Annotated in this window: 10 protein-coding genes; 1 reads left to right on the forward strand and 9 read right to left on the reverse strand. The window is 70.6% G+C overall.

From position 1 onward, the window contains the following. Nucleotides 1-82: 82 nt before the first annotated feature. The 4 genes from BM339_RS07175 to idi all read right to left on the reverse strand — a co-directional run bounded on the left by BM339_RS07175 (nucleotide 83) and on the right by idi (nucleotide 3,941). Nucleotides 83-1,003, reverse strand: coding sequence for a carbohydrate ABC transporter permease (locus tag BM339_RS07175; RefSeq protein WP_021596223.1), 921 nt, complete (start codon nucleotides 1,001-1,003; stop codon nucleotides 83-85). Further along, nucleotides 1,000-1,908: a carbohydrate ABC transporter permease gene (locus BM339_RS07180; protein ID WP_021596224.1), complete on the reverse strand. Its 909-nt coding sequence runs from the start codon at nucleotides 1,906-1,908 to the stop codon at nucleotides 1,000-1,002. Before BM339_RS07180 ends, BM339_RS07175 begins: the two co-directional genes overlap by 4 nt. Further along, the gene (locus tag BM339_RS07185; RefSeq protein ID WP_235206586.1) at nucleotides 1,905-3,209 is read right to left on the reverse strand and encodes an ABC transporter substrate-binding protein; all 1,305 of its coding nucleotides are present in this window, start codon (nucleotides 3,207-3,209) and stop codon (nucleotides 1,905-1,907) included. Before BM339_RS07185 ends, BM339_RS07180 begins: the two co-directional genes overlap by 4 nt. Nucleotides 3,210-3,362: 153 nt before the next feature. Continuing rightward, the gene (gene idi / locus BM339_RS07190; RefSeq protein WP_024936648.1) at nucleotides 3,363-3,941 is read right to left on the reverse strand and encodes an isopentenyl-diphosphate Delta-isomerase; all 579 of its coding nucleotides are present in this window, start codon (nucleotides 3,939-3,941) and stop codon (nucleotides 3,363-3,365) included. A 149-nt stretch (nucleotides 3,942-4,090) separates the two neighbouring features. Between idi and dxs the strand changes: the two genes are divergently transcribed. Further along, entirely contained in the window at nucleotides 4,091-6,007 is a 1,917-nt protein-coding gene (gene dxs / locus BM339_RS07195; RefSeq protein WP_075020298.1) for a 1-deoxy-D-xylulose-5-phosphate synthase, read from the forward strand. 31 nt (nucleotides 6,008-6,038) lie between these two features. Here the strand turns inward: dxs and BM339_RS07200 are convergent, their stop codons facing one another. The 5 genes from BM339_RS07200 to BM339_RS07220 form a co-directional block, all read right to left on the reverse strand. Further along, nucleotides 6,039-6,404, reverse strand: coding sequence for a hypothetical protein (locus BM339_RS07200; protein ID WP_021598810.1), 366 nt, complete (start codon nucleotides 6,402-6,404; stop codon nucleotides 6,039-6,041). A gap of 70 nt (nucleotides 6,405-6,474) precedes the next feature. Then, nucleotides 6,475-7,830, reverse strand: a complete 1,356-nt coding sequence (locus tag BM339_RS07205; RefSeq protein WP_075020299.1) for an FAD-dependent oxidoreductase — start codon at nucleotides 7,828-7,830, stop codon at nucleotides 6,475-6,477. A 60-nt stretch (nucleotides 7,831-7,890) separates the two neighbouring features. After that, nucleotides 7,891-9,375, reverse strand: coding sequence for an amino acid permease (locus BM339_RS07210; protein ID WP_075020300.1), 1,485 nt, complete (start codon nucleotides 9,373-9,375; stop codon nucleotides 7,891-7,893). 169 nt (nucleotides 9,376-9,544) lie between these two features. Beyond that, entirely contained in the window at nucleotides 9,545-11,632 is a 2,088-nt protein-coding gene (locus tag BM339_RS07215; RefSeq protein ID WP_075020301.1) for a 3-hydroxyacyl-CoA dehydrogenase NAD-binding domain-containing protein, read from the reverse strand. A 47-nt stretch (nucleotides 11,633-11,679) separates the two neighbouring features. Continuing rightward, nucleotides 11,680-12,918, reverse strand: a complete 1,239-nt coding sequence (locus BM339_RS07220; RefSeq protein WP_075020302.1) for a thiolase family protein — start codon at nucleotides 12,916-12,918, stop codon at nucleotides 11,680-11,682. Nucleotides 12,919-12,963 lie beyond the last annotated feature (45 nt).

Genomic DNA, 12,963 nt, shown 5'->3' on the forward strand with positions numbered 1-12,963 from the left:
GGTACCGGCCCCCACGCGGAACTCGTCTGATCATCCATGTGACGTCTGAGATCGATGTGCGGTTGACGGTCCGGTGTGATTTTCACCCCTTCAGAGCGCCGGCCATCAGGCCGCGCATGAAGAACCTCCCGAGCAGCAGGTAGACCAGCAGCGTCGGCAGGGACGCCAGCAGCGCGGACGCCATCTGCTGGTTGTACTGGACGGCCACCGCGCCCGAACCGGCCGTGTTGTTCAGCATCACCGTGACGGGCCAGCTGTCGGGCGCGCCGAGGAACACCGCGAACAGGAAGTCGTTCCACATCGAGGTGAACTGCCAGATCAGCGTCACCGCGAACGCCGGCGCCGACACGGGCAGCACGACCGACCAGTACGTGCGGAGCATCCCGGCGCCGTCGACGCGGGCCGCCTCGATCAGCTCGTCCGGGATCGTCACGTAGTAGTTCCGGAAGATCAGCGTGCAGATCGGGATGCCGTACACGACGTGGGCGAGCACGAGGCCGCGGATCGTCCCCACCAGCTCCATGTCGGTCAGCAGCCCGGCCAGCGGGATCATGACCGCCTGGTACGGGATGAACATGCCGAACAGGAACAGCGTGAACACGACGTCCGCGCCCGGGAACCGCCACTTCGACAGCACGTAGCCGTTCAGCGAGCCGAGCACGGCCGAGATCAGCGACCCGGAGACGGCGATCTTGACGCTGTTCTCCAGGCCCGGTCTCAGCGTGTCCCACGCGGCGCTCCAGCCGGACACGCTCCAGCTTCCCGGCAGGCTCCACGCGCTGCTCGGGTCCGCCTCGCTCAGCGGCTTGAAGCTCGTGACCACCAGCACGTACACCGGGATCAGGAACAGCAGGACGAACGCCAGCAGGATGACCAGCTTCACGGCCCGCCAGGCGGGGGAGGACCCGCCCGGCGGCTTCGCCCCGCCGCCGTCCCTCCGGCCGCGCAGGCCGCTCGTCACCCGGCGCCACAGCGGCGCCGGGGGTGCCTCCACGTGCGTCATCGCGTCCGCTCCGTACGTACCGACCAGACCAGGTAGGGGATCACCAGGACGGCCACCGCGACCAGCATGTACGTCGCGATGGTGGCGCCGTTGGCGGGGTCGTGCCGGTCGAAGATCTCGACATAGGTGGCGACGGCCGGGACGTAGGTGATGATCTGCTTGCCCGCGATCGCCATGATCAGGTCGAACACCTTCAGCGAGATGTGCCCGAGGATGATCAGCGCGGACAGCGTCACCGGGCGGAGCTGCGGGAACACCACGTACCGGTACACCTTCCACTCCGACGCGCCGTCCACCCGGGCCGCCTCACGCAGGTCCTCGGGGACGCTGCGGAACCCGGCCAGGTACAGGGCCATGACGTATCCGGACATCTGCCAGATCGCCGGCAGCGCCATCGCCGCCATGCCCCAGTCCGGGTCCTGCCACCAGCTGTTCGACAGCCCGCCCAGGCCCAGCTTGTCGAACAGCTGGTTGAAGCCGACCGCGCGCTGCGGCGGCGCCGGGTTCATCAGCCAGCGCCACACGACGCCGCTGGCGATGAACGACACCGCCATCGGGAACAGGTAGATGACGCGGAAGGACGCCTCACCCCTGATGCCCTTGTCCATCAGGAAGGCCAGGAAGGCGCCGAGCACCAGGGCGCCGATCACGAACACCGCCGTGAACAGCAGGGCGTGCCTGACCGCGCCGGGCCAGCTGGGCTGGTCCCACAGGTCGACGAAGTTCTTGCCCTTGTCGAACCCGTACTCGGAGACCTCGTCGTGCTTGCCGCTCAGTGCGACGCGCGTATTCCAGAAGATGAGCCCGTAGACGAACAAGCCGATCGCGACGATGGACGGCGAGACCAGCAGCAGCCCTGGGAGCCACTTGCGCCTACGGACCCATCCAGAACCGGGAAACCTCACTGTCCGCTGTTCTTGGCCGCGTTGACCAGTCCCTGCTGCAGCTTGCCGACGTCCTTGTTCTGAAGGAAGAGGCCCACCGCCGTGTCGATGTCGGTGTGCTGCTTCTTACTGGCGTTGACGCCGTGCCAGAACGAGCCCGCCAGCTTGATGTCCGGCTTGTTCCACTGCTCGAACGCGTACTGGAGGTAGCCCTTGTAGAGGGACTTGTCGGCGTCCTTGCGCGCGGGGACCGAGCCCTTCTTCGGGTTGAAGAGGTCCTGCCCTTCCTTGCTGGACACCTCCTTCAGCCACGCGATGGCACCGCCGCGGTGGGGTGCGTTCTTGGGCAGCGTGAAGCTGTCCGACAGCCACATGTAGGTGCCGTCCGTGCCGGGCGACGGCGCGTACTTGAAGTCGGTGTCGAGCTTCTTGCCGAGCCCGTTGGGCGCGCTGCCGGTGAAGTACCCGTACGCCCAGTCGCCCATGATGTTGAACGCGGCCTTGTCGTCCACGACGGCCTTCGCGGCGCCCTGCCAGTCGGTGGACGCGGCCTCCAGCGTCGTGTACTTCATGATCTCGGCGAAGTCGTTCAGCGCCTTGGTGACCTGCGGGCTGCTCCAGTCGGCGCCCGGCTTCCACAGCGCGTTGTAGCCGTCGGTGCCGAGGTCGCCCAGCAGGACGTTCTCCAGCAGGTGGTCGGCCGTCCACTGCGCGCCGAGCGACAGCGGGACCTTCTTCGTCTTGTCCTTGACGGCCTTCAGCGCGGTGATGAACTCGGCGATCGTCTTCGGCGGCCCGTCGACCCCGGCGTCCTTCAGGATGTCCGGGTTGTACCAGAGCACGTTCGACCGGTGGATGTTCACCGGCACCGAGTAGATCTTCCCCTTGTAGCTGATCTGGTCGAGGAGCTGCTGGGGGTACACCGACTTGAGGTTGTTCTCCTCGTAGAAGGAGTCCAGCGGCTCGATCTGCCCGGCCTTGATGTAGTCGAGCAGCTCGGCGCCCGCGTGGCCCTGGAAGGAGTCCGGCGGCTTGCGGTTCTGCAGGCGGCTCGCGAGGACGGCCTGGGCCTGCGTGCCCGATCCGCCGGCGATGGCCGCGTTGACGAACTTGGTGCCGGGGTTCTTCTTCTCGAAGTCGGCCTGCATCGCGGCGAGCCCGTCGGCCTCGCCGGGCCCGGTCCACCAGGAGAAGACCTCGACCTGGGATTTGTCGTCCGACCCCTCGCCGCCGTCGCCGCCGCAGCCCGACATGGCCAGCGCGCCGGTCATGGCAACGGCCGCGAAGACCGTCCAGCGGCGCCGGGGAACACGTATACGCATCGTTCGTCCCTTCGGATACCCCGCGGACCAAGCGTCCGCTCGGACGTGCGCGGCGGTCAACACCGGGCGGCGCAATGTGATCTTTCGGTGATGCGGGGTTCCGATCGTCCGGCGGCCGGGCGGCTGCGGCCGAGCGGGGTTCGGCCCGGCCGGCTACCAGCCGAGCGCGGGCGGCAGCCCGGCCCGCCCGGCGTCCGGCCAGTCCCGCGGCGCGCCCAGCGGTGCCAGCTCGGCGAGCTGGAGCCGGTACCACGGCGACGACTCGGGCCGCCCGGCGAGCTCCAGGCAGCGCTCCCACGTCCACCACTCGGCGTGCTCGACCTCCTCGGGGTCCGGGACGAGGGCCCCGTTCGCGGGGACGGTGGCGCGCACCACGGGGCAGCGCTCGTGCTCGACGGTCCCGTCGGCGGCGACGGCCCGGTACTTGAACCCGGGCAGGACGGACGTGAGGGACGCCTCGGGGATGCCCAGCTCGTCGCGGAGCCGGCGCAGCACGGCGTCGCGGAGCTTCTCGCCGGGGCCGGGATGGCCGCAGCAGCTGCCCGTCCAGACGCCCGGGAACGTCCGCTTGCGCAGGGCGCGCTGCGTGATCAGGACGCGACCCTCCGTATCCGTGACATAGCAGGAGAAAGCCAGGTGGTACGGCGTGTCTTTATGGTGACTATCACTCTTCGGCGCGGTCCCGATCGCCTCATCGTCCGCGTTGAGCAGCACAATCTCTTCGACGCCCATGCTCATTTCCTACCCCATCACGCACGGTGAGGATGTCGTTTCCCGCACGCTGCGCGGACGGCCTTCGGCGCGTCGCGGGCGAACCGGGATTAAACTCGGAACGGCCCGAGCCGGGGGAGCCCGGTCTCCAACGGAGGAGTTGAAAACGAGTGAGCCTGCTGGAGTCGATCACAGGTCCCGATGACCTCAAACGACTGGACGCCGCTCAACTGTCTCGGCTCGCGGAGGAGATCCGCGAGTTCCTCGTCCAGGCGGTCTCCAAGACCGGCGGGCACCTGGGGCCCAACCTGGGCGCGGTCGAACTGACGATCGCGCTGCACCGGGTCTTCGACTCGCCGCACGACAAGATCCTCTTCGACACCGGCCACCAGGCCTACGTGCACAAGATGCTCACCGGCCGCCACGACTTCGACCTGCTGCGCAAGCGCGGCGGCCTGTCGGGGTACCCGAGCCGGGCCGAGTCCGAGCACGACATCATCGAGAACTCGCACGCCTCCACCGCGCTGTCGTACGCCGACGGGTTCGCCAAGGCTTTCCAGCTGCGCGGCGAGGACGACCGGGCCGTCGTCGCGGTCGTCGGTGACGGCGCGCTGACCGGCGGCATGTGCTGGGAGGCGCTGAACAACATCGCGGCCGGCGTCGACCGTCCCGTCATCATCGTCGTGAACGACAACGGCCGGTCGTACTCGCCGACCATCGGCGGCCTGGCCTCCCACCTGGCCGACCTGCGCGTCACCCAGGGCTACGAGAACGCGCTCGACCTCATCAAGAAGACGGTGCCGCGCGCCCCGGTGGTGGGGAATCTCACCTACGAGGCGCTGCACGGCATCAAGAAGGGCCTCAAGGACGTCCTCCAGCCGCAGGCCATGTTCGAGGACCTCGGCATGAAGTACGTCGGTCCGATCGACGGCCACGACGCGGACGCCGTCGAGCGCGCCCTGCGCCGGGCCCGCGGGTTCGGCCGTCCGGTCATCGTGCACTGCATCACCACCAAGGGGCGCGGCTACGCCCCGGCCGAGAACGACACCGAGGACTGCATGCACGGCGGCGGCGCGTTCGACCCCGCCACCGGCAAGTTCGTCACCAAGAAGGGCGGCCCCGCCTGGACGAAGGTGTTCGGCGAGGAGATGGTCGCGATCGGGCGGGAGCGCCGCGACGTCGTCGGCATCACCGCGGCGATGCTCTACCCGACCGGGCTCGCGCCGTTCGCCGAGGCGTTCCCGGACCGCATCTTCGACGTCGGCATCGCCGAGCAGCACGCCGTCACGTCCGCGACGGGCCTCGCGATGGCCGGCATGCACCCGGTCGTGGCCGTGTACGCGACGTTCCTCAACCGCGCGTTCGACCAGGTCCTCATGGACACCGCGCTGCACCGGCAGCCGGTCACGTTCGCCTTGGACCGCTCCGGCGTGACCGGCGACGACGGCGCCAGCCACAACGGCATGTGGGACATGTCGATCCTGCAGCTCGTCCCGGGCATGCGGATCGCCGTCCCGCGCGACGGCGCCCGGCTGCGCGAGCTGCTGCGCGAGTGCGTCGCGGTCTCCGACGGCCCCACCGCGATCCGCTACCCGAAGGGCCCCGCCGCCGAGGACATCGAGGCGATCGGCAAGGCCGGCGAGATGGACGTGCTGGCCCGTCACGACGGCTCCAACGGCACCCGCGTCCTGCTGGTCGCGGCGGGCTCGATGGCGACCCCCGCGGTCGAGGCGGCCGAGCTGGTCGCCGCGCAGGGCATCGGCGTCACGGTCGTCGACCCGCGCTGGGTGAAGCCGCTCGACCCGGCGCTGCTCGACCTCGCCCGCGAGCATGCGATGGTCGCCGTCGCCGAGGACAACGGCCGCACCGGCGCCGTCGGCGACGCCGTGGCCCGGCTGCTGCGCGACGCCGGGGTGGACGCCCCGCTCCGCACGTTCGGCATCCCGCAGGAGTTCCTCGACCACGCGTCCCGGGGCGAGATCCTCTCCGACATCGGCCTCACCCCGCAGGCCCTCGCCCGCGACCTCACCGAGTACGTTTCCCGCATCACCGCGACGGAGACGCACGCGCCCGCGACGTCCGACTGAGCCGGGCGCCCGCGGGTCAGGCGTCCACGGGTCAGGCGCCCTCGGCCGAGAGCAGCTGCCAGAAGTGGGTGATGGACGCGGCGGACGTGCCGAGCTCGCGTCCCGAGTACGTCCATCGCCCGCGCAGGCACCAGGGGCGCCCGGCGCCGTCCTGGACGTAGACCTGGAGCGGGAAGCAGGCGTCGTGCGCGCGGATGACGCCCGTGGGGTCGACCGAGGGGTCGAGCCTGGGCTCGCCCTCGCACCGCACGCCCATGACGGACGTGCGCGGATCCTGGCGCAGGAGTCCCTGGGTCAGGTCGTACACGAGTACGGACACGTAGTCGGGGCCCAGCCACCTGAGGTCGGGGACCGTCTCGGGTGGAGGGAACCCGTACAGTTCTGGACCGCCGGTCACACGCCGCACCGTAGCGCCCGCGTCACATGTCCGTCACTAGTTTCTCGGCGGGATCTTTACAGAGGACCAATCACTCGCCGCGGCAGGCGGACGTCATCGCCTCCCAGCGCGCCAGCTTGACCCGCTCGCCGCGGTCGAGGCTCTCGCCGAGCGCGATCTCGGCGGCGTCCAGCTTGAGCCAGTCGTCGTAGGTGACGACGCGCAGGCCCCGCGACTCCAGCAGCTCCTCGATCGTGTGCTTCGGCGCGGTCTCGGTTCCGGCGAGATCGTCCAGGAGGTTGCGGACGGTCTCGGCGGCGTCGGACTTGTTGGTCCCGACGACGCCCGTCGGCCCGCGCTTGATCCAGCCCGCGACGTACTCGCGGGGGACGGGCGCGCCGTCCGGGCCGGTGATCCGCCCGCCCTCGTTCGGGACGACGAAGGAGCGCTCGTCGAACGGGACGCCCTCCAGCGGAACGCTCTGGTAGCCGACCGACCGCAGCACCATGCCGACGGGGAGCGTCTCGAACTCGCCGGTGCCGGTGACGCGGCCCGACTCGTCCAGCCGGGTCCGCTCCAGCCGCAGGCCCTCGACCCGGTCGGTGCCGAGGATCTCGGCGGGGGCGCGCCAGAACCGCACGTCGATGTGGCGGGGGCGGCCGGCGGCCGGCTCGCCCGTCCAGCCGTTCAGGACCTTGATGTTGCCGCGGACGTGCCGGTCGTTCTCGGCCAGCTCGGCGCTCGCCGGGTCGAGGTCCATGTCGGCGGGGTCGACGTGGATGGTCGCGTTCGGCAGCTCGCCGAGCTCGCGGGCCTCCTTGGTGGTGAACTTCGCCTGCGCCGGGCCGCGCCGCCCGATCATGTGCACGCGCCTGACCCGGCTCCGCGACAGCGCCTCGATGACCTGCTCGGGGACGTCGGTCTCGCGCAGCTCGCCGGCCGTCTTGGCGAGGATCCGGACCACGTCCACGGCGACGTTCCCGACGCCGATCACCGCGACCTCCTCCACGGACAGGTCGAACTCGTGGTCGGCGGCGTCGGGGTGCCCGCAGTACCAGTTGACGAAGTCGGTGGCGGCGATGCTGCCGGGCAGGTCCTCGCCCGGGATGCGCATGTGCCGGTCGACCATCGCGCCGGTGGAGTAGACGACGGCGTCGTAGCAGTCCAGCAGGTCGGCGCGGGTGAGGTCGCGGCCGAGCTCGACGCAGCCGAAGAACCGGACGCCCGGGTTCTCCAGCACCCGCTGCAGGTACCGGGCGATCGACTTGATCGACTTGTGGTCGGGCGCGACGCCGTAGCGGACCAGTCCGTAGGGGGTCGGCAGCCGGTCGAACACGTCCACCCGGACGTCCCCGCCGGTCTGCTTGACGAGTGCTTCGGCGGCGTAGATCCCCGCCGGGCCGGACCCGATCACCGCGACGCGCGCTGGAGAAGCCATGCGGGTCATTGTGCCCACCCGCCGGTCAAAAGGACACCGTGACCCCCCTCACGGGTGGGTCGGGCGGCGTCAGGACTTGTAGGCGACGGGCCCTTCGCGGCCCAGCCGGCTCCGCCGGTAGCCGTAGGCGGCGTAGATGACGATGCCGATGCCCATCCAGGCCAGGAACCGCAGCCACGTCTCCACCGGGAGGTTGATCATCACGAACAGGCAGGCGAGCACCGACAGGATCGGGATGACCGGGACCCAGGGCGTGCGGAAGGCGCGCGGCAGGTCGGGGCGGGTCTTGCGCAGGATCATGACGCCGATGGAGACGACGAGGAACGCGAACAGGGTGCCGATGTTGACCAGCTCGGCGAGCTCGGCCAGCGGGATGAACCCGGCGAGCACCGCGACGACCACGCCCATGATGACCGTCGAGCGGTACGGGGTGCCGAACCGCGGGTGGACGACCGACAGCCAGCGCGGCAGCAGGCCGTCCCGTCCCATGGCGAAGAAGATGCGGCTCTGCCCGAGCAGCAGGATCAGCACGACGGTGGTGAGGCCGATGACGGCGCCTACGCTGATGAACGTCGAGAAGACGGGGTGGCCGACCGCCTTGAACGCGTCGGCCAGCGGCGCCTCGTCGCTCAGCTCCTTGTAGTTCTGCATTCCCGCGACGACGGTGGCCACCGCCGCGTACAGGACGGCCGTGATGATGAGGGAGCCGATGAGCCCGATCGGCAGGTCCCGCTGCGGGCGGCGCGCCTCCTCGGCGGCGGTCGCCACGACGTCGAACCCGATGTAGGCGAAGAACACGATGGCGACGGCGGCGAAGATGCCGGGCCAGCCGAAGCTGACCGGAGCGCTCCCGAAGATCACCTGGACCAGCGGCGCCTTGAGGCCCTCCACGTCCGGGGTCGGCTCGGACGGCGGGATGAACGGGTCGTAGTTGGCGCCGGTGATGAAGAACAGCCCGGCGAAGATCACCAGCAGCACCACGGCGACCTTGATCGCGACGACCACCGCGTTGACCCGCGAGGAGATCTTGACGCCGAGCACGAGCAGCCCGGTGACCAGCAGCACGAGGACGATGGCGGGGACGTTGACCGTCCCGCCCTCGCCGGGCGGCGCGGCGATGGCGTCGGGCACCGTGATGCCGATGTCGTCCAGCAGCGCGGCGAAGTACCCCGACCAGCCGACCGACACGACCGCCGCGCCGAGCGCCATCTCCAGGATGAGGTCCCAGCCGATGATCCAGGCGGGGAACTCGCCGAGCGTGGCGTAGGAGAACGTGTAGGCCGAGCCGGCGACCGGGACGGTCGAGGCGAACTCGGCGTAGCAGAGCGCCGCGAGCCCGCAGACCACGGCGGCGAGGATGAACGACAGGGCGACCGCCGGACCGGCCTTGTCCTTGGCGACCTGCCCGGTGAGGACGAAGATGCCGGTGCCGATGATGACGCCGACGCCGAAGACGGTGAGGTCGAGCGCGGACAGTGCCCGCCGGAGCCGGTGCGCGGGCTCCTCGGTGTCCTGGATCGACTGCTCGACCGACTTCGTGCGCAGCAGGTTCATCCTCGGCGCCCCCTCGCGTCGCGGTGGCATTCGTCCCGTCGCCGTATGCCCATATGTGCGCGTCTTATGATCAGCCGAAACGCCGTCCCGTCCATGACCTGGGGAAATGCCGGGAAAGAGGCGTTCCGGCGGTGCGCGGAACGCCTCTTTCGCGGGGGAGCGGGCGGGGTCAGGCGGGAAGGGAGGCGACCCCCGGCTCCAGGAAGCGGCGGCCGGTCACCTTCTCCGCGACGCCCGACCTGTCCAGGTACGGGGTGATGCCGCCGAGGTGGAACGGCCAGCCGGCGCCGAGGATCATGCACAGGTCGATGTCCTCGGGGGCCGCGACGACGCCCTCGTCCAGCATGATGCGGATCTCGTCGGCGAGCGCGGCGAGCGCCCGGTCCAGGACCTGCTCCTCGCTGGACGGGCTCGTCCCGCCCGCGAAGATCTCCACGACCTCGGGGTCGAGGGTGAAGTCGGGCAGGTACACGCCGCCCTTGCCGGCCGCGACCATCTTCGCGAGGTCGTCCGACAGCGGGAACCGGTCCGGGAACGCGGCGTGCAGGGTCTCGTTGACGTGCAGCGCGATCGCCGGGCCGACGAGCCCCATCAGCACGAACGGCGGCATCGGCAGGCCCAGCGGGGCGGCGGCGCGCTCGGCCACCTCGATCGGCGTGCCCTCGTCCACCGTCCTGACGATCTCGGCGAGCAGGCGCAGCAGGACGCGGTTGACGACGAACGCCGGGGCGTCCTTGACCAGCACGCACGACTTCTTCAGCGCCTTGCCGGTCGCGAACGCGGTGGCGAGCGCCGCGTCATCGGTCCGCTCGCCCCGGACGATCTCCAGCAGCGGCAGGACGGCGACCGGGTTGAAGAAGTGGAACCCGACGACGCGCTCGGGGTGCCTCAGCTGCGACGCCATCTCGCCGACCGACAGCGACGAGGTGTTGGTCGCGAGGACGCAGTCGGCCGAGACGTACTCCTCGACCTCGGCGAACACCTTCTGCTTGACCGACATCTCCTCGAACACGGCCTCGATGACGAAGTCGGCGTCGGCGAACGCGTCCTTGGTCAGCGAACCGGAGATGAGCGCCTTGAGGCGGTTGGCCTTGTCGGGGGAGACGCGGCCCTTGCCCAGCAGCTTGTCGATCTCGCCGTGCGCGTAGCCGACGCCCCTGTCCAGGCGTTCCTGGTCGAGGTCGGTCAGCACGACCGGCACCTCCAGGCGGCGCGCGAACAGCAGCGCGAGCTGCGAGGCCATCAGGCCCGCGCCCACCACGCCGACCTTGGTGACCGGCCGGGCGAGGGCCTTGTCCGGCGCCCCGGCGGGCTTCTTCGCGCGCTTCTGGGTCAGGTCGAACGCGTACAGGCCGGCCCGCAGCTCGTCGCTCATGATGAGGTCGGCCAGGGCCTCGTCCTCGGCGGCGAAGCCCTCGTCGCGGGTGCGGTCCTTGGCGGCGCCGATCAAGTCCAGGGCGCGCGTGTAGGACGGCGCGGCGCCGTGCAGCTTGCCGTCGACGTTCCAGCGCGCCATCGCGACGGCGTCGTCCCACGCCTTGCCCCGGTCGACCTCGGGCCGGCGGACGGTGATCTCGCCGTTCAACACGCGGGCCGTCCAGGCGAGCGACTCCTCCAGGAAGTCGGCCGAGTCGAAGATCGCGTCGGCGATGCCCAGCTCGAACGCCTGCCCGCCCTTCAGCATCCGGTTCTGCGCGAGCGGGTTGTCGATGACGACCGTGAGCGCCTTCTCCGCGCCGATCAGGTTCGGCAGCAGGTACGTCCCGCCCCAGCCGGGCACCAGCCCGAGGAACGTCTCGGGCAGCGCGAACGCCGGGACGCCGGCCGAGATCGTCCGGTAGGTGCAGTGCAGCCCGATCTCGACGCCGCCGCCCATCGCCGCGCCGTTGTAGTAGGCGAACGACGGGACGACCAGCTCGCCGAGCCGCCGGAACACGTCGTGGCCCAGCCTGCCGATCGCGGCGGCGTCCTCGCGCCTCCGGACCAGCGGGACGCCCTTGAGGTCGGCGCCGACGGCGAAGATGAACGGCTTCCCGGTGACGCCCACCGCGGCGATGTCGTCGCGTCCGGCGACCGTGTCGATCGCGGCGTCCAGCTCGGCGAGCCCGTTCGGGCCGAACGTGTTCGGCCTGGTGTGGTCGTGCCCGTTGTCGAGCGTGATGAGCGCGAGCGTCCCCGCGCCGTAGGGAAGCGTGACGTCACGGACGTACGCGTGCGTGACGACCTCGTCCGCGAACAGTTCTCCCAGCCCACTCATTTGCTTTCCGGGGGCGGTCCCCCGGACCCCCCGAACGACTCCGTCGCTCATTTGGTGCCCTCCCAGTTCACGTTCTCCCAGAGGACGGTCCCGCCCATGCCCATGCCCACGCACATCGTGGTCAGCCCGTACCGGACGTCCGGGCGCTCCTCGAACAGGCGGGCGAGCTGGTTCATGAGCCGGACGCCGGAGGAGGCCAGCGGATGCCCGAGCGCGATCGCGCCGCCCCACGGGTTCACCCGCGCGTCGTCGTCGGCGATCTTGAAGTGCTCCAGGAACGCGAGCACCTGCACGGCGAACGCCTCGTTGATCTCGATCAGGCCGATGTCGTCCATGGTCAGCGCGTTGCGGGCGAGCAACCGCTCGGTGGCCGGGACGGGCCCGACGCCCATGACCTCGGGCTCCACCCCGGCGAACGAGAAGTCGACCAGGCGCATCCTCGGCGTGAGGCCGAGGTCGCGGGCGACGTCCTCGGCGGCCAGCAGGCAGGCGGTGGCGCCGTCGTTCAGGCCCGCGGCGTTCCCGGCCGTGACGTTCCCGTGCACGCGGAACGGCGTCTTCAGCTTCGCGAGGTCGTCCAGCGTGGTGCCGGGCCGCGGCGGCTCGTCCTCGGTGGCGAGCCCCCAGCCCAGTGCTTCGCCCCCTTGGCTGCGCCCCGCCGCCCCCCGGTCGGCGGAGCGGATCGCGGTCGGCACGAGGTCGGGCTGGATCTTCCCGGCGGCGTAGGCGGCGGCGACCTTCCGCTGGCTGCGGACGGCGTAGGCGTCCGCGCGGTCCTTGGTGATGCCGGGGAACCGGTCGTGCAGGTTCTCCGCCGTCGAGCCCATGACCAACGCGGACGGATCGACCAGCTTGTCGGCGAGGAACCGCGGGTTCGGGTCGACGCCCTCGCCCATCGGGTGCCGTCCCATGTGCTCCACGCCGCCCGCGATGACGACGTCGTAGGAGCCGAACGAGATGCCGGCGCCGGACGTGGTCACGGCGGTCATCGCGCCCGCGCACATCCGGTCGATCGCGTAGCCCGGGACGCTCTTCGGCAGCCCGGCCAGCACGGCGGCGGACCGCCCGATGGTCAGGCCCTGGTCGCCGGTCTGGGTGGTGGCGGCGATGGCCACCTCGTCCACCCGCTCGGGCGGGAGGGACGGGTTGCGGCGCATCAGCTCGCGGATGGCGCGGACGACCATGTCGTCGGCGCGGGTCTGCGCGTACAGGCCCTTGGGGCCCGCCTTGCCGAACGGCGTGCGGACGCCGTCGACGAACACGACGTCGCGTGCGGTGCGAGGCACGGGATCGTCCTCCCTGCGATGGGCTCGATGACGGTCCAGCGATGC

Origin of the sequence: Actinomadura madurae, assembly GCF_900115095.1 — a bacterium.
Lineage (GTDB): Bacteria > Actinomycetota > Actinomycetes > Streptosporangiales > Streptosporangiaceae > Spirillospora > Spirillospora madurae.

Bases quoted from the DNA above. Each gene is read 5' to 3' on its own strand.
- BM339_RS07215 (WP_075020301.1), bottom strand. From the start codon at position 11,632: ATGAGTGGGCTGGGAGAACTGTTCGCGGACGAGGTCGTCACGCACGCG.
- BM339_RS07185 (WP_235206586.1), bottom strand. From the start codon at position 3,209: ATGCGTATACGTGTTCCCCGGCGCCGCTGGACGGTCTTCGCGGCCGTT.
- idi (WP_024936648.1), bottom strand. From the start codon at position 3,941: ATGGGCGTCGAAGAGATTGTGCTGCTCAACGCGGACGATGAGGCGATC.
- BM339_RS07210 (WP_075020300.1), bottom strand. From the start codon at position 9,375: ATGAACCTGCTGCGCACGAAGTCGGTCGAGCAGTCGATCCAGGACACC.
- BM339_RS07205 (WP_075020299.1), bottom strand. From the start codon at position 7,830: ATGACCCGCATGGCTTCTCCAGCGCGCGTCGCGGTGATCGGGTCCGGC.
- BM339_RS07175 (WP_021596223.1), bottom strand. From the start codon at position 1,003: ATGACGCACGTGGAGGCACCCCCGGCGCCGCTGTGGCGCCGGGTGACG.